We start from the raw sequence: 16,842 nt of genomic DNA, 5'->3' as shown, positions 1-16,842 counted from the left end.
GACCGCCCGACCGCCCGAGTATCCGGGACTGCGTCCGTCAGTGGGCTCCCGCGGCGCGCAGTACGGCAACCGTTTCCGGATGCGGTCCCGCGGTCGCCCACTCGAGTGGGGTCAGCCCGGTGCCGTGGTCCTCGCGCAGGTTGGGGTCGGCGCCGTGGGCGAGCAGGGTGCGGACCGCGTCGATGTGGCCCCAACACGCCGCCGCGCACAACGGGGTCCCCTCGGCGCCCAGGCCCGCGCTCTCGGCGTCGGGCGGCGCACCGGCCTCGAGCAACCTGCGCGCGGCGTCGGCGGACCCCTGAACACAAGCCGCGTACAACGGAGTCGTTCCTTCGACATCGGGGGCCGAGGGGTCGGCGCCTGCCCGCAACAGCAGGTCGACCTGAGGACCGCCCTCGAACATCACCGCCGACAACAGACGCTTCGTCAGTTTCTTCTGCCGTCTCCTGTTCACGGTCGCCGAGAGTAGCCCGGACGGGCGAGAAGATCGCCGGAATTTCGTAGGCGACCCACAGGTGCAAGGCGGGAAACCGCCAAGCGTGTCCCAGTGATTGACCTGTTCCCCGCGCGCCCCTACTTTCTGACCGACTCACCGAACCTGGTTCGGTATTTCGAACCAATGGTCGGCATCAAAGGGCACCCCGCATCCCTGGAGCGCATATGACCCCCAACCCCTCCCGCCGCCTCGTCCTGGGCGCGGCCGCCTCCGTCCCCCTGGCCCTCACCCTCGGCGTCCCGTCCGCCCACGCGGCCGACTCGGCCTACGTGATGGGCTACTTCACCGAGTCGACCAGCCTCGGCGCCGGCACCGACTACGGCCTCCACCTCGCCGTCAGCACGGACGGGTTGCAGTGGATGCCGCTGAACCAGAACAACCCCGTGGTCACGCCCACCGAGGGCGCGCTGGGGCTGCGCGACCCGTTCATCCTGCGCAAGCAGGACGGCACCTACGTGGTGATCGCCACCGACCTCAAGGGCACCGACTGGAGTTACGTCAGCCAGTACGTGCACGTGTGGAACTCGACCGACCTGCGCACCTTCACCGGCTACCACCGGCTGAAGCTGCACGACATGAACACCCACAGCTGGGCGCCGGAGGCGTTCTGGGACGCGGGCCGGGGACAGTACGCGCTCATCTACTCCGCCGTGAACAGCAGCGGGCACAACGTGATCATGGTCAACTACACCACCGACTTCGTCACCGCCTCGGCCCCCCAGGTCTTCTTCGACCCCGGCTACGACGTGATCGACGGCGACATGGCCGTAGGGGTGAACGGCGTCAACTATCTCTACTTCAAGAAGGACCAGACGCTGGTGGGCGCACGGTCCGGTTCCCTCGACCCCGGCAGCTTCACGGTCTTCAACACCGGGGTCGCCCACGGGGGCACCGAGGCGCCCACCCTCGTCAAGTCGCTGACCTCCAGCACCTGGTGGCTCTGGGGGGACACCTACACACCCAACGGCGTCTTCTACGCCTGGCAGTCCACCGACCTCTCGGCGGGCACCTGGACCGCGCTCGACCAGAAGACGTACACCCAGCCGGTGAACTCCAAGCACTGCGGTGTCACGACGATCACCAGCACGCAGTACAGCAACCTCGTCGCCAAGTGGGGCGCCCCGGCCTGGAACCGGCTCAAGTCCTACAACTTCCCGGACCGTTACGTCCGCCACGCCAACTACGTCGGCCGCATCGACACGTACCCCTTCGACCTGTACACCGACTCGCAGTGGAAGCTCGTCCCCGGCCTGGCCGACGGCACCGGGGTCTCCTTCCAGTCGGTGAACTACCCGACCCGGTACCTGCGGCACTACAACTACCAGCTCCAACTCGACGTCAACGACGGCACATCGACGTTCGCCGGTGACGCGACCTTCTACCGTACGGCCGGCCTGGCGGACTCCGGGTGGGCGTCGTTCCGCTCCTACAACAACCCGACGCGCTACATCCGGCACGCGAACTACGTACTGCGCATCGACCCGGTCGCGACGGCCACCGAGAAGCAGGACGCGACGTTCTACGTGGGCTACTGAGCGAGACCCGTCACCGGAGCCGGCCGTCCCCGCGTCGACCGGCTCACAACTCGGCCAGCCGGGGCAGCAGTTCGGCCGCCGCCGTCACATCCCCGGCCAGCGGACGGTCTTCCGTGCCCGCGGGAAGAACGGCCGTCGCCGCGGCGAGAACCGCGACCGGCGCCGGCAGTGACTCCGCCTGGACCGGGCGCATCCTCAAAGCACGTACGGCGACGACGAGTTCACATGCGAGGACGGTGGTGTAGGCGTCCGTTGCCCGCGAGGTCTGGCGGGCGGCCTGTCCGGCGAAGCTGGCGGCCTCCTCCAGACCTCGCGACAGGACGGCGTGGCCGGCCGAGGCGGGAGTCGCCGCCGAACGCAGTTCCGCCAGAGCGGAGTTGGCGGTGTACTCCAGGATCATCGTGCCCGAACTGGTCGCGGGTCCCCCGCCGAGAAACGGGGGCAGACCGGTGAGCCCGGGGTCGCCGAGCGCCGTCAGGCGTGCAGCGGAGAGCTGCGCGGTCTGCAGCAGGGCGAGGCCGGCGGCGTCCAGGGCGAGCCCCAGGGGTGCGGCGAAGAAGCCACCGTGGTGGTAGGCCGCGGTGTCGTCGGGATCCATGAGGGGGTTCTCCGAAGGGCAGTTGACCTCCACCTCGACGACTTCCCGAAGTCGCTCGGAAGCGTCCAGGGCGCAGCCGTGCGCCTGCGGGAAGGCGCGGAACCCGAAGGGGTCCTGGATACGTCGGCCCTGGCGGCCCTGCGGCCGGTCGGGCAGGCCGAGCAGCCGCCGCACCTCACCGGCCGCGCGGGCCGCCCCGAGATAGGGCCGCAGGGCGTGCACGGGCGCGGCGTAGGCCTCCGGCGAGCCGGACACCGCGGCAAGGGAAAGGGCGGCGACGGCGTGCGTGGCCCGCAGCAACACGTCGAGCTCACGCTGGGCGAGCGCGGCCTGCCCCAACGCGAGGGCGTTGCTGCTGAGCAGGGCCAGCGCGTCACCGGGCTGAAGGACGACGGGGGCCGGGAGCCCGGTGGAGGGGGCGGCGGCGGTGACGCCAGTGACGGAGGCGACTGCCGTCACTGGGGCGGAAACGGGAACGTAGACGGTTTCGGCGGCGGGTCCGGGCAGAGTGACGAGCTGAACGGCGGGGGCGACGACCTCCTGAGCTGCGCCGGCGAACTCGCCACCGGCGGCTGCCCGGTCAGTGCCCTCAACCCGGCCGCCGGTCGGCTCGCCGTCCTGCCCAACAGGACTCCCCGACCCTGCCGACTCAGCACTCAGCCACGGCCGTTCGCCGATCAGTGTCAAGCCGGTCTGGGCGAGCGCGGTCAAGTCACCGGTGCCGACAGCGCCGTACTCGTTGACCGCCGGGTGGACGCCGAGACGGAGGGCGTCGACGAGGGCGTCGATGAGGGCGGGCTGGATGCCGGAGCCGCCGGCGAGGAGCTGGTTGGCACGTACCGCGAGCATGGCGCGGACCTGGCGGGCGGGGAGCAGAGCGCCCGCTCCGCCCGCGTGGCTGCGCAGCAGGCGCAGGCCGTGCGCGGCCTCGTCGCCCTCGTCGACCGGCACCGAGCCCTGTGCGCCGACGCCGGTGCCGCGGCCGTACAGCCGTCCGGCGGCGGCGAGCGCCTGCGCCGTGCGCCAGGAGAGGGCGGCACGCCCACGGGCCTCGGGAGCCACCGTGGGCACGGCCTCACCGTCGACGAGCGCGATCAGCTCGCCGACGGTGAGGGTGGTTCCGTTCAGGACGGTCCGGGCGCCCCCGCGGTGCGGAGGAACCCGGGTCGGTCCGTCCGCTGTTGTTTCCAACGGTTCACGTGATCCGGTGGAACCTCAGCCGAGGCCGGCCGACTTCAGCCAGGCCTTGGCGACGTCCAGCGGGTCCTTGCTCTCCAGCTGCACCTGGAAGTCCAGTTCCAGCAGGGCCTTGGTGTCGAGCTTGGCGGAGACGGCGTTGAGCGCGTCGATGCCCTCCTGGGAGAGCCCGCTCTTGTAGACCAGCGGGGTCACGTTCGCGAATCCGAAGAGGTTCTCCGGGTCCTGGAGAACGACGAACTTCTCCTGGGTGATGGTCGGGTCCGTGGTGAAGATGTCCGCGGCCTGCACGGTGTTCTTCTTCAGCGCGGCCTGCGTCAGCGGACCGCCCGCGTCGAGGGCCTTGAAGGACTTGAACTTCAGCCCGTACACCGACTCCAGGCCGAGGATGCCCTGCTGGCGGGTCTGGAACTCGGGCGAGCCGCCGAGGACCAGCTCCGGCGCGATGTCCTTGAGGTCGGCCAGCGTGGACGTCGCGGTGAGGTTGTACTTCTTCGCGGTCGCCGCGTTGACCGTGACGGAGTCCTTGTCCTCGGCCGGCGACGACTCCAGCAGCGTCAGCTTGGAGTCGAGCTTGGCCTTCGCCGCGGCGTTCACGGTCGCGAGCGAGGTCTGCTCGGCCTTCGCGTCCAGGTAGGCCAGCAGCGAGCCGTTGTACTCCGGCAGGACGGTGATGGAACCGTTCTTGAGCAGGCCGTACGTGGTCTCACGGCTGCCGATGTTGGGCTTGTAGGACACCTTGATGCCCTTGGCCTTCAGGGCCTCGCCGTAGATGTCGGCGATCAGGATGCTCTCGGCGAAGTTGTTGGAGCCGACGACCACGGTGTCGCCGGCCGCCTTGTCGCCGGCGAGCGGGTCGGAGGTGTCGTCGGACGAGGAGCATCCCGCCAGCAGGACCGTCGCCGCCGCGAGGGCGACGGCCGCCGCACCTGGGTGGTTCCTGAGGGACCTGCTGCTGTGGGCGTTGGTAGTCACGGTTCCCGTTCCGAGCTGGGGGGTTGATGAGAACTCAAACACTCTGGCCTGATCCAATCCACCCGCTTCTTGATCAGTCAAGAGGAGCCGGGTTACCGATTGGCTTCGATCCGTGATCACTTGCGAGCGGATCGGTAGATCACCTGTGTACCCCTTTGAAGGCCCCTGAACGGCTCCGGTTCATCGCTTCGTAATGGATTCTTGACGTAGGGCGACGCGCTCGGCCGTTCGAATAGGCGATAGTCTCGCCGGAGTTGGCGTCCGCCACAGCAGTCGGCGTCGGCCACAGCGGTGTACGGGGGCCGCTTCCGTATCATTCATATTCGGACACGTGCGTGCAGAAAGTCGGCATGCATGCAAACGCCCCTAGCACGCGAGCAGCACCCTCTTGAAGGAGGCCCGGTGTCCACGAAAGAGGTGGACGCGCCCGCCCGGTCGGCATCCTCGGCGCCCACGTCCGCACGCCGCGGTCTGCGGGGATTCGCCGACCGGTGGCCCTTCCAGCGCAAGCTGAACGTACTCGTCGGTATCCCGCTGACGGTGATCGCGCTGCTGCTGACGTACCTCATCGTCGACCTGGTGCAGGAGTCCAACCGCGCCGAGAACGCCGCCCAACTGGTGCGTGACAGCGCCCAGGTCGCCCAGCTCGTCGCCGAACTGCAGGACGAGCACCAGCAGGCGATCCTGCTCTCCGTGCGGCACGAGGCGTCGTTCGACGGCGGCACCCCCTCCACCGACGGATACCGGCAGGCCCAGGCCGCCGTGGACGCCCAGGTGCAGAAGGTGGTCGACGCCTTCGGCGACCGGCTGCCCGACACCGAGGTGCAGGCGCTGAAGGAGGTCCAGGGCCTGGCCGGCCTGCGGGCCACCATCGAGCAGGGCTATCTGCCCGCCGACAACATCGACCCGGCGTACTCGGGCGCGGCCGACGGCCTCATCGACGGCCTGGGCCTGGACCGCAACGCCGACCTCGCGACGACCTTCACCGGCAACCTGCTCGACTCGCTGCTGCGCGCCGACGCCGCGCACGGCGCCTTCGAGACGGGCGTGTTCTCCGCCCGGACCGGTGACAGCAACGCGCTCATCGAGTTCACCGGCGCGGTCGGCTCCTACGAGTTGTTCACCTACCAGGCCGAGCGGTTCGAGCGGTTCGCCGGCGAGACGCAGAACGAAGAGTTCAGCGGCATCGAGCACAACTCCTCGCAGGCTTCGATCGGCCAGCACTACGCCGAACTGGCCGTGGACCCGAGCGCGTTGCAGGCCGAGTCCAAGGCCGACATCCGTACGGCGTTCCGGGCGGCCATCGCCTCCTACCCCGACTACAGCGCCCAGGCGCGGACCCGGCTGAAGATCACCGCGTCGCTGATCGACCAGATCGCCGACCGGGCCGACGACACCGCCTCCAGCGCCCAGTGGCGCGCGGGCCTGCTGCTGAACCTGGCGCTGCTGAGCTTCGCCCTGTGGATCGCCTTCTCCATCCTGGTTCGCCGCTCCGTGGTCCGCCCGGTGCTGGCGCTGACGGGGGCCGCCCAGGAGGTCGCCGACGTCGCGGGCCGCGAACTCGCCCGCGTCGCCGACGACGACGCCGAGGAGTCCGGGCCCCCGCGGCTGCGTGAGCTGCCGGTCACCGCGGACGACGAGATCGGCGAACTCGCCGAGGCCTTCAACAACGTGCAGACCACCGCGGCGGCGCTGCTGGAACGCCAGGTGCTCAGCCGGCGCAACGTCGCCGAGATGTTCGGCAACGTCGGGCGTCGCGTCAGCAACCTGACGACTCGTCAACTTGCGTTGATCGACGCGGTGGAACGCGGCGAGACCGACCCGGCGCTACTCGAACGCCTCTACTCCATCGACCACATCGCGGTCCGCCTGCGCCGCAACGCCGACAGCCTGATGCTGCTGGCCGGCATCCGCGAGACCGTCCTGGACGCCGGGCCGACCGAGCTCACCAACGTCGTACGCGCCGCACTGGGCCAGATCGAGGGCTTCCAGCGGGTTCAGTTGCGTGCCGCGACCGAGGCCCTGGTGGAGCCCGACATCATCGGTGACCTCACGCTGATGATCGCCGAACTCCTGGAGAACGCCGTGTCGTTCTCGCCCGAGGGCAGCCCCGTCGAGGTGGTGGTCGGCTCCGACGCCGACGGCGCCTCGATCACCGTCGCCGACCACGGTCTGGGCATGAGCGCCGAGCGCCTGGCCGAGGAGAACTCCCGCCTCGTGCGCCGCGAACGCCTCGACGTCGTCCCGACGAAGGTGCTCGGCCTGTTCGTGGTCGGCGCGCTGGCCCGCCGCTGGGACGTCGACGTCACCCTCTCCCGCACCCCGGGCGGCGGCGTGACGGCCGAGGTGATGATCCCGTCGACGCTGCTCCTGACGATGAGCGAGCTGGGCCCGGTGGGCAGGCCTGCCCACACCGGCGCCTCCCCGGCCACGGCAGCGCTCGCCGCCCCGTCGGCCCCCGCGGCCGGCCCCTCGCCGTCGTCCTCGATCCCGTCCACGGTTCCGTCCTGGGCCACGAACGAGGACGATCCGAGCGCGCTCCCGCGCCGGGTCCCCCGCCGCGACCCGTCCCCGGGCGAACGAGAGGCCGAGGCCCCGCTCACTCCGGTGGCCGGCACCGACGACCCGTCGCACGCCACCGCCACGGCGGTGACAGGCGCCTCGGCCGAAACCGACGAAACCGCTGTCTCGACCCGTCCGGCGGAAACCGATTCCTCCAGCCTTACGACCGGAACCGGTTCCCCTTCCTCCGGGAACGCCGCTGTAACCGCTTCCTCCGACCGCGCCGTCGAAACCGGTGTCCCCGCCCGTACGGCGAAGTCGGCCTCCCTCGCCGATCCCGCCCCGTCCGAGGCTCCGGCCACCACCGGGGCCGAGCCGGACACCACGGACGGGCCCGCGACCCGCGCCTACCCGGCCGGCGTCGGGATCCCGGCGCCCCGCACGGCCGAGGCCACGCTCCACGCCCGCGCGGAGGACGAACCCGGGGACCACGCCCGTACGGCGGAGCGCACGACCCCTGCCGGCACGGCGGAGTCGTCGTACGTCCACGCGGCCGAGTCCCGGCCCGCCGCCGGTACGACGGAGCCCGCGCCGCACACTCACCCGTCCGGCCCCGAGAGCGGCCCCGCCCGCGGCACGGGCGGCCCCGGCGACTCCGTCCGCAGGGCGGAGCACGCCGCCGCCGACCGTGGCGCCGAACCGTCCGCGTTCGACCGTGCCTCCGGTCCCACCGGTGCCACCGGCCCTGCCGGTCCCCTCTCCGCCTCCGCCCGGGCCGGCGCCGACGCGTTCGCCGTCGGTCCCGACGGCTCCCGTCCGCTGCGTCGCCGGGTGCGCGGGGCGACGCTGCGGACGACCGCCGACGCCGCAGCCCAACAGGCCGCGCGGCAGGCCGCCCGCCCCGCCGACGCGGACGCCGTGCGCGATTCACTGGAGGAGTTCGAGGCGGCCGTGGCCCGCGCCCACCGGGACACCGGCGAACATCCTCGCCCCGCCGAACCCCGCCCCCTCACCCCCACCACCGAAGACCCGATGGACCGCCGGAACGACCGCCGGCACGACCACCGTCCCGACGTTTCGCCCGACCCGACCGACCGGACAGAGCCGTCCGACGCGTCCGGCCGGACCGAGCCGATCACCGACCCGATCACCGGCCGGGACGCCACGCACCACCAGAACCACCTTCCGGAAGGAGCCGAGCAGTGAGCACGTCGACAGGTGAGACTCCCGCCGGAGACGCCAAGCCGACCGACCTGCGGGCCGCCGCAGCCGACTTCACCTGGCTGCTCAACCGTTTCGCCACCGAGACCGCGGGGGTCGTGGACGCCATCGCGGTGTCCTCCGACGGACTGCTGATCGCGGTGTCGGAGCTGCGCGAGCACGCCGACTCCGAACGGCTGGCCGCGATCGTCTCGGGCATCACCAGCCTGGCCGCGGGCGCCTCCGGCAACTACGGCCTGGGCGGCCTGAACAAGGTCATCATCGACCTGGAGGGCGGCCACGTCCTGGTCTCCGCGATCGGCAGCGGCGCCGTGCTCGGCGTCGTCACCGACAAGGAGGCCAAGCTGGGCAACATCGCCTACGAGATGACGGTGTTCGCCAACCGCGCCGGCACGGCGCTCAGCCCGCAGCTCGTCCTGGAACTGAAGAACAGCGTCGGCGCCACGCGTACGCGCTGAGCGCGTGCCACCGTAGAGAGAGCGAACACCGATGGCGGACGGCCGCACACCGCGCGGGGCCGGCGAGGACGGCGTCGCCCCTGTCGGCCCCGCACCCGCCGTCCGGCCCTTCCTGGTCACCGCCGGCCGGGTCGCGGGCGGCGCGGGCGAGGCGTCGTCCGGCCGGACGATGCCCGTGGAGACCCAGCTGGTGGCCACCACCGGCGGGCTCGACGCGCTCGGCCGGCTCTCCTTCGAACAGCACGACATCGTCGCCGCCTGCCGCGTCCCGCAGTCCATCGCGGAGATCGCGGCCAGGCTGCGGCTGCACCTGAACGTGGTGCGGGTCCTCGCCGAGGACCTCCGGACGGCGGGGCAGTTGTCGGTGCACGTGCCCGACTCCGGCGTCACCCACGACGCATCCGTTCTGCGCAGGGTTATCGATGGCCTGCGGGCCATCCCCGACTCCCGGGGGGTACTCCGTGACACCGACTGAACCGCTGGTCCGCACCTCGGCCGGCCAGGCCGCCGTACGGCCGCCGCTGCCGGTGAAACTGGTGATCGCGGGCGGCTTCGGCGTGGGCAAGACCACCGCCGTCGGCTCGATCTCCGAGATCGAGCCGCTGACCACCGAGGCGGCCATCACCGAGGTCGCGGCAGGTGTGGACGACCTCAGCCACACCCCGCGCAAGACCACCACCACCGTCGCGATGGACTTCGGCTGCATCACCATCGACCCGACGCTGAAGCTGTATCTGTTCGGCACGCCCGGTCAGGAGCGGTTCGGGTTCATGTGGGACGACATCGTGGAGGGCGCGGTCGGCGGGCTCGTCATCGTGGACACCCGCCGTCTCGACGACTGTTACGCCGCAGTCGACTACTTCGAGCACAAGCAGATCCCGTTCGCCGTTGCCGTAAACGCTTTCGACGGCCAGATCGCGCACACACTGGACGAGGTCCGCTGGGCCCTCGACGTGTCCGAAGGCGTCCCGCTGCTCGTGTTCGACGCGCGCGAGCGCGGCTCGGTACGAGATGCCCTGCTGGTCGTGCTGGAACAGGCGCTGGCGCGGTCGGGCGGCTGACGGCGCACCGGGCAGCCGGAGCGTCGGCAGCGTATGGGAACAGCCAGAAACAGCTAGAAACAGCGGCAAACAGCTGGAACCGGTGAGAAACAACCGGAGCGGTCGGAAACAGCATAGGCAGTGCGACCGGGAATCAACTGCGGTGCGGGGGAATGCCCTTCCCCCGCACCGCAGTTGTTTCCGTCATGAGCCACAGCGGCAGCAACAGCCACGACGCCCGTACGATCACCAACCCGCCCGCCCTGCACGACCCCACGCCCTTCGGCTACAGCCATGCCGTGTCGGCGCCCGGCGAACTGGTTCTCCTCGCGGGCCAGTACGCCTCTGACTCGTCCGGCGCCCCCGTCCCCGGCGACTTCGCCGCTCAGGTGGAACTGGCCTTCGACCGGCTGGAGGCGGCACTGGCCGGGGTCGGCCTCGGGCTCCACCACGTGGTGCGGTTGGGCACGTTCATCGTCGACCACGACCCCGGCAGGCTCGAGATCCTGGGCAAGGCCCTGCACGCCCGCTTCGGCGAGCGGCTGCCCGCGCAGACCCTGAGCGGCGTGGCCTCGCTCGCCCTGCCGGGCATGCTGTTCGAGGTCGACGCGATGGCCGTACGGCCACCCCGGGGCGAGGACGTGTCCTAGTTGCTCCTGCGCACCCCCGGCGAGACCGTCACCTTCGCCGCCGCCCAGAACACCGCGAGCGTCGCGAGTGCCATGCCGGCGACCAGGGTGGCGCCGCCCACCACCTTCTCGTAGTCGTGCTGGTAGAGGCCGTCGACGATGTAGCGGCCGAGGCCGCCGAGGCTGACGTACGCGGCGATGGTGGCCGTCGAGACGATCTGGATGGCCGCCGAACGCAGACCGCCGAAGATCAGCGGGAGCGCGACGGGCAGTTCGACGCGCAGCAGGATGCCGGACTCCCCCATGCCCATGCCCCGCGCGGCGTCCACGGGGGACGGATCGACGGAGCGCACCGCCTCGTAGGTGGTGACCAGGATCGGCGGGACGGCGAGGACGACCAGCGGGATCATCACGGGCAGCATGCCGAACCCGAGCACGATCGTCGTCACCACCAGCAGGCCGAAGGTGGGCAGCGCCCGGCCGGCGGTGGCAACAAGAGAAAGGACGTTTCCGCCCCGCCCGTAGTGACCGGTTATCAGCCCGATCGGCAGCCCGATCGCGGCGGCGAGGGCCAGCGCTTCCAGGGAGTACTGGACGTGTTCCCACACGCGGGTGGGGATTCCGTCGTAACCGTGCCAGTGTGCGCTGTCACTGAAGAAGGCGTTCACGAAATTGATGACGTTCACCGGGCTGCGTCCTCCAGGGCGGGCACGGCCGGATCGGGCCGGACCCCGGCGGGCTTGGACTTTCCGCCGCGCGCACCGCTCGGCATCCAGGGGGTGAGCAGGATGCGCACGACGACCAGCAGGGCGTCCGCGAGCACCGCCAGAGCGGCACTGGTGATCACGGAGTTCCAGGCGAGTTCGGGCCGGTTGTAGATCTGCGCGTCGTGCAGCAGGTTGCCCAGCGCGCCCTGGTTGCCGATCAGCATGCCGACGCTGACGAGGCTGATGCTGGACACGGTGGCCACCCGAAGGCCGGCGATGATGGCCGGCACCGCGATCGGCAACTGGACCTGGACGTAACGGCGTACGGGTCCGAAGCCCATGGCGGTCGCGGCGGCGAGGGTCTCCTGCGGGACCGAACGGACGCCGTCGACGATCGCCGGGACGAGCACCACCAGGCTGTAGATGGTGAGCGGGATCATCACCGTCAGTTCGGTCTGCCCGGTGTAGTCGATGAGGACGACGAAGAAGGCCAGGGACGGGATGGCGTAGAGCACGGTCGTCACCCACAGCACGGGCGGGTACAGCCAGCGCAGCCGCACACACAGCTGGGCCAGCGGGAGCGCGAGCAGCAGCCCGCCCAGCACCGGCAGCAGGGCCTCGCGCAGATGGAGCCCGATGAGGCCGAACCAGTCGTGCTGGAGGTCGCTGGGGATGTCGAAGAAGCGGTTCACCGGATGACCTTCTGGGCGGTCTCCGCGGGCGACGGCTGCTCCTCACGGCCTGCCGCGTGGGCGCCGCGGATGGCCTCGCCGATGGCGGTCTGGGAAACGACTCCGGCGGCCCGCCCCTCGGCGTCCACGGCGACCGCCCAGCCGGTGGGCGACAGGACCGCACAGTCGAGGGCCGCGCGCAGCGAGTCCCGCTCGGCGACGAACGGCCGCCCGTACGGCAGCAGTCGGTCGGCGTCGACCCGTCCGGCCGTCAGCGCGCCGGGCTCGCTCCAGCCGAGCGGACGGCCGTCCAGGCCGGTGACGAGGAGGTAGGGGGTGTCGGTCGCGCCCCGTGCGGCGATCTGCTCGGCCGTGGAGTCGATCGCGACGATCGGCGTGGTGAGCAGCTCCAGGCCGGCGGAGGAGAAGAACGACAGGCGCCGGATGCCCCGGTCGGCGCCGAGGAAGTCCTCGACGAACGCGTCGGCGGGGTCGGACAGCAGCTCGGCCGGCGGCGCGAACTGGGCGAGCCGGCCGCCGGTACGGAGCACCGCGACCATCGTGCCGAGCTTCACGGCCTCGTCGATGTCATGCGTGACGAAGACGATGGTCTTGCCCAACTCCGCCTGGATGCGGAGCAGTTCGTCCTGAAGGCCCTTACGGACGACGGGGTCGACGGCGGAGAACGGCTCGTCCATGAGCAGTACCGGCGGATCGGCGGCGAGTGCGCGGGCCACGCCGACGCGCTGCTGCTGGCCGCCGGAGAGCTGGTAGGGATAGCGCTTGGCGAACGAGGCGTCGAGCCCCACCCGTTCCATCAGCTCGCGTGCCCTCGCACGGGCCTTGTCCTTGCTCCAGCCGAGCATCCGGGGCACGGTGGCGATGTTGTCGACGATCGTCCGGTGCTGGAAGAGGCCGGCGTTCTGGATGACGTAACCCATGGACCGGCGCAGGGTGTTGACCGGTTGCTGACGGCTGTCGACGCCGTCGATGAGGATCGTGCCCTCGCTGGGCTCGACCATCCGGTTGATCATCCGCAGGGTGGTCGTCTTGCCGCAGCCCGAGGGGCCGACGAGGACGGTGATCGCACGGTCCGGTATGTCGAGGGAAAGCCGGTCGACCGCCACCGTGCCGTCCGGGTATCGCTTGGTGACTGAATCTATCCGTATCAAAGCGCCGAATACCCTTCGGGTCTGGCAATTTCTGCCCGCTCTCGATACGAGTTCGGGCCGTTGCGGGGAGAGTCTAGACCGCTTACCAGATCAGCAGTCCGCCACCGGCCCCCTGCGCACACCGCGCGCTCGCCTCGATGCCGCCCAGGTGGCCGGAGATGTGGTGACGGCGACCCCGACCGTCCGGTCGGGCGGGCGGGTCTCGGCGGCGACACGCTCCGAGCAAGCGCGTTCCGGAGCAGTTTCCGCCAGGAAGGCGGGGATCTCGTCCGGAGCGACGCCATCGCCGTTGTGCACCCTCACCGGCGCCGACAGGGACCGGGCGCCGATCCGGCGGAAGGCCCGTGATCCCCGGACCGTCCCGCGCCACACCTCCGGCCCGGCCAGGTCCACGCCGTCGGGCCGACCGTCCCGCTCCCCGGTCAGGATGTCGAGGTCACCGTCGTCCCCCACCAGGAAGACCTCGCTCGTCAGGCTCATACCGCCAGGGGATCACGTCACCCGCACCTGGGTGAAAGGGGTTTCCACTGTGCGCAACCTGTGAGTCCGCTGATTCTCACTCTTCCCTCAGGACCGGCTCAGGGATCCCCCAGACATGGCCCCGATCGTCATGGCCATGAACGAAACGAACGCGGGAGGCGTCCGGCAGCGGTCGGTCGAGATCGTGGTGCCGGTGTACAACGAGGCACACGTCCTCGCCGACAGCATCGGCCGTCTCCACGCACACCTCGAAGAGTCCTTCCCGTTCCCGTTCCGCATCACGATCGCGGACAACGCCAGCACGGACGCCACCTGGTACGCGGCGACCGACCTGACGCTCCGTCTCCCGCACGTGCACGCCATGCGCCTGGAGGAGAAGGGCCGGGGCCGCGCCCTGAAACACGTGTGGAACCGCTCCAGCGCGGACGTCGTCGCCTACATGGACGTGGACCTGTCGACGGGCCTGGAGGCGTTCCTCCCCCTGGTCGCCCCGCTGCTGTCCGGCCACAGCGACCTCGCCATCGGCAGCCGGCTGCACCGCCAGGCGGCCGTGGTCCGGGGCGCCGAGCGGGAGTTCGTCTCCCGCTCCTACAACCTCCTGCTCAAGGCCGGCCTCGGCGCCCGGTTCTCGGACGCGCAGTGCGGCTTCAAGGCGGTCCGGGCCGACGTCTTCCGCGCGCTCGCCCCGCACATCGAGGACACCGCCTGGTTCTTCGACACCGAGCTGCTGGTCCTGGCCCAGCGCAACGGGCTCCGGGTCCACGAGGTGCCGGTCGACTGGACCGACGACCCCGACAGCCGGGTCGACATCGTCCGCACGGCCGTCGACGACCTCAAGGGCATGGCCCGGATGCTCCGCTCCACCCTCGCCGGCCGTACCCGCGTGCCCGCCGTACCGCGCCGCACGAGCACCCCCCAGGTGCCGGCGGCGCGCACGACCACCCCCACCGCCGTCCTGCCCACCGGGGCGAACACCCACCTGGAGTACGCGTCATGACGACACTCGCCCCGCCGCCCGCTCCCGTCCGCGAGGACGGCGCCCGCCACCGGTCGGGCCCGCCCGCCGACGGCGGACTCGCCTCCCGCGCCCGGCGTCTGTTCACCGGCGCGCCCGATGACCCGCGCTGGGCCCGCCCGGCCCTCTGGGCGATCCTCGTCCTGGCCACCGCCCTCTACGCCTGGAACCTCTCCTCGATCACCGGCAACACCTTCTACGACGCGGCCGTCTACAGCGGCACCAAGAGCTGGAAGGCGTTCTTCTTCGGCGCCTTGGACGCGGGGAGCTTCATCACGGTCGACAAGCCGCCGTTCGCCCTGTGGGTGATGGGCCTGTCCGCCCGTGCCTTCGGGTACGGCACCTGGCAGTTGATGCTGCCGATGGTCGTCGTGGGAACCGGTTCCGTCGCGCTTCTGCACCGGCTCGTCAAGCGGGACTTCGGCGCGGTGGCGGCGACGATTTCCGCGCTGGCGCTGACACTCACCCCGATCACGGTCGCCATCACCCGGGACACCAACCCCGACCCGATCCTCGTCTTCCTGATGCTGCTGGGCGCGGCCGCACTGCTGAAGTCCGTGCGCACCGGCCGGCTGATGCCCCTGGTGTGGTCGGGTGTCGCCATCGGTTTCGCGTTCAACACGAAGATGATGCAGGCATACGTCGTCCTGCCCGCGTTCTTCCTGGTGTACCTGTGGGCCGCGAACGCTTCGCTGGGCAAGCGCATACGCAACCTTGCCGTCGGCACGGTCGCGCTGATCGTCTCGAGTGCCTGGTGGATGGTGGTCGTCGATCTGATCCCGGCCTCGTCCCGCCCCTACATCGGCGGCTCCACGGACAACACGGTCTGGGACCTCGTCATCGGCTACAACGGTTTCGGCCGTATCTTCGGGGCGAGTTCCTCGGTGGGCTCGCAGGGCAACGGCGCCAGCTTCGGCGGCGAGGCGGGCCTGTACCGGATGTTCAACGACACCATGGGCGGCCAGATCTCATGGCTGATCCCCTTCGCTGCGATCACGCTGGTGGCGGGCCTCGTCCTGCGCGGCCGGGCGCCCCGTACGGACGCCAGGCGTGCCGCGCTGATGCTGTGGGGCGGCTGGTTCGTCCTGCACTACCTGACCTTCGCCCTCGCCGAGGGCACCTTCCACCCGTACTACGTCACCGCCATGGCTCCCGGTATCGCGGCCCTGACCGGCGCGGGCGGCGTCATGCTCTACAACGCCTTCCGCAACGGCTCCGCGGCGAAGTGGGGCTGGGTGCTGCCGGCCGCGGTGGCGGCGAGCTCGGTGTGGGCGGTCGTCCTGCTCCAGCGGGTCTCCGGCTCCGGAACGCTGTACGCGGTCGCCGAGGTCGTGGCCGGTGTGGCGGGGGCGGCCTCGGTGGTCGGACTGCTGCTCGCCCGGTTCACGAAGCGGCAGCGGCTGATGGGCGTCGCGGCGCTGGCTGCGGTGGTGGCGCTGCTCGCCGGCCCGGCCGCCTACTCGGCCTCGGCCGCGACCTCCAGCACCAACGGCACCAACCCGACGGCCGGGCCGAGCACCGGCGGTATGGGAGGCATGGGCGGTGGCGGCGGCCAGCGGCCCAGCGGGACCGAGGGCGGACCGGGAACCAACTCCGGCGATGCGCCGAGCGGTTCGGGCGACGGTCAGGAAATGGGCCAACCTCCGTCGAACAGCGGCAACTCCACGGACGACGGCGGCTCGACGGGGTCGGGCACGACCGACTCCGGCACCGCGGAGTCCGGCTCGGCCGAGTCGGGTACCACCGAGTCGGGTTCGGCGGAGTCCGGCAGCGCCGACGGTCGCACCGGTGGGGGCATGGGCGGCGGTACCCAGGTGTCGTCCGCGATGATCACGTATCTGCAGAAGAACCAGGACGGCGCCACCTGGCTGGTGGCGGTGGCCACCGACCAGACGGCCTCCTCGATCATTCTGGAGTCCGGTGAGCCGGTCATCTCGATGGGCGGCTGGTCCGGCAGCGACAACGCGATGACGCTGGCCAAGCTGAAGAGCCTCGTGAAGGCGGGCAAGCTGCACTACATCGTCGTCGGCGACAGCGGCCAGGGCTCCTCGAACTCCGAGATCTCCACCTGGGTCAAGGCGAACGGAACAGCCGTGTCCGACTACAGCGGTCTCTACCGCCTGGACGCGTCGGACGTCAGCTGAGA

15 protein-coding genes are annotated in these 16,842 nt (G+C 70.8%); 8 read left to right on the top strand and 7 right to left on the bottom strand.

Translation table 11 applies throughout. The features are described from left to right. Positions 1 to 37: 37 nt before the first annotated feature. Positions 38 to 454 (bottom strand): ankyrin repeat domain-containing protein, encoded by a 417-nt coding sequence (locus tag OG736_RS33165; RefSeq protein ID WP_327185637.1) that lies wholly within the window; start codon positions 452 to 454, stop codon positions 38 to 40. A gap of 206 nt (positions 455 to 660) precedes the next feature. On the opposite strand from OG736_RS33165, the gene OG736_RS33160 reads away from it, so the two are divergent. Beyond that, entirely contained in the window at positions 661 to 2,031 is a 1,371-nt protein-coding gene (locus OG736_RS33160; RefSeq protein WP_327185636.1) for a glycoside hydrolase family 43 protein, read from the top strand. A gap of 43 nt (positions 2,032 to 2,074) precedes the next feature. Here the strand turns inward: OG736_RS33160 and OG736_RS33155 are convergent, their stop codons facing one another. Next, on the bottom strand, positions 2,075 to 3,820 hold the full coding sequence (locus OG736_RS33155) for an aromatic amino acid lyase (protein WP_327185635.1): 1,746 nt from the start codon (positions 3,818 to 3,820) through the stop codon (positions 2,075 to 2,077). A 24-nt stretch (positions 3,821 to 3,844) separates the two neighbouring features. Next, positions 3,845 to 4,801, bottom strand: a complete 957-nt coding sequence (locus OG736_RS33150) for an ABC transporter substrate-binding protein (protein ID WP_327185634.1) — start codon at positions 4,799 to 4,801, stop codon at positions 3,845 to 3,847. A gap of 402 nt (positions 4,802 to 5,203) precedes the next feature. Between OG736_RS33150 and OG736_RS33145 the strand changes: the two genes are divergently transcribed. From OG736_RS33145 to OG736_RS33125, 5 genes are all read left to right on the top strand, one after another. Next, a complete protein-coding gene (locus OG736_RS33145) occupies positions 5,204 to 8,509 on the top strand; it encodes an ATP-binding protein (protein ID WP_327185633.1) in 3,306 nt (1,101 codons plus the stop codon). Further along, complete coding sequence (locus OG736_RS33140; RefSeq protein WP_020125273.1) at positions 8,506 to 8,982, top strand: roadblock/LC7 domain-containing protein; 477 nt, start codon at positions 8,506 to 8,508, stop codon at positions 8,980 to 8,982. Before OG736_RS33145 ends, OG736_RS33140 begins: the two co-directional genes overlap by 4 nt. A 31-nt stretch (positions 8,983 to 9,013) precedes the next feature. Then, positions 9,014 to 9,457: a DUF742 domain-containing protein gene (locus OG736_RS33135; protein WP_020125272.1), complete on the top strand. Its 444-nt coding sequence runs from the start codon at positions 9,014 to 9,016 to the stop codon at positions 9,455 to 9,457. Further along, positions 9,444 to 10,043 (top strand): GTP-binding protein, encoded by a 600-nt coding sequence (locus OG736_RS33130; RefSeq protein ID WP_020125271.1) that lies wholly within the window; start codon positions 9,444 to 9,446, stop codon positions 10,041 to 10,043. The genes OG736_RS33135 and OG736_RS33130 overlap by 14 nt, the downstream gene beginning before the upstream one ends. 185 nt (positions 10,044 to 10,228) lie before the next feature. Beyond that, entirely contained in the window at positions 10,229 to 10,672 is a 444-nt protein-coding gene (locus OG736_RS33125) for a RidA family protein (protein WP_327185632.1), read from the top strand. Here the strand turns inward: OG736_RS33125 and OG736_RS33120 are convergent. The 4 genes from OG736_RS33120 to OG736_RS33105 all read right to left on the bottom strand — a co-directional run bounded on the left by OG736_RS33120 (position 10,669) and on the right by OG736_RS33105 (position 13,681). Then, entirely contained in the window at positions 10,669 to 11,337 is a 669-nt protein-coding gene (locus tag OG736_RS33120) for an ABC transporter permease (protein ID WP_327185631.1), read from the bottom strand. The genes OG736_RS33125 and OG736_RS33120 overlap by 4 nt on opposite strands. Continuing rightward, the gene (locus OG736_RS33115; RefSeq protein WP_327185630.1) at positions 11,334 to 12,050 is read right to left on the bottom strand and encodes an ABC transporter permease; all 717 of its coding nucleotides are present in this window, start codon (positions 12,048 to 12,050) and stop codon (positions 11,334 to 11,336) included. Before OG736_RS33115 ends, OG736_RS33120 begins: the two co-directional genes overlap by 4 nt. After that, on the bottom strand, positions 12,047 to 13,201 hold the full coding sequence (locus OG736_RS33110) for an ABC transporter ATP-binding protein (RefSeq protein ID WP_327185629.1): 1,155 nt from the start codon (positions 13,199 to 13,201) through the stop codon (positions 12,047 to 12,049). The genes OG736_RS33115 and OG736_RS33110 overlap by 4 nt, the downstream gene beginning before the upstream one ends. Before the next feature lie 90 nt (positions 13,202 to 13,291). Next, positions 13,292 to 13,681, bottom strand: coding sequence for a hypothetical protein (locus OG736_RS33105; RefSeq protein ID WP_327185628.1), 390 nt, complete (start codon positions 13,679 to 13,681; stop codon positions 13,292 to 13,294). 136 nt (positions 13,682 to 13,817) lie between these two features. Here OG736_RS33105 and OG736_RS33100 point away from each other — a divergent pair, with 136 nt between their 5' ends. Together OG736_RS33100 and OG736_RS33095 are read left to right on the top strand one after the other, a co-directional pair. Further along, positions 13,818 to 14,678 (top strand): dolichyl-phosphate beta-glucosyltransferase, encoded by an 861-nt coding sequence (locus tag OG736_RS33100; RefSeq protein ID WP_327185627.1) that lies wholly within the window; start codon positions 13,818 to 13,820, stop codon positions 14,676 to 14,678. Next, positions 14,675 to 16,840 (top strand): ArnT family glycosyltransferase, encoded by a 2,166-nt coding sequence (locus OG736_RS33095; protein WP_327185626.1) that lies wholly within the window; start codon positions 14,675 to 14,677, stop codon positions 16,838 to 16,840. Before OG736_RS33100 ends, OG736_RS33095 begins: the two co-directional genes overlap by 4 nt. Positions 16,841 to 16,842: the final 2 nt, after the last annotated feature.

The organism is Streptomyces sp. NBC_01334 (genome assembly GCF_035983595.1).
GTDB classification, from domain to species: Bacteria; Actinomycetota; Actinomycetes; order Streptomycetales; family Streptomycetaceae; genus Streptomyces; species Streptomyces coriariae.
This window is presented reverse-complemented; position numbering and strand designations above follow the sequence as displayed.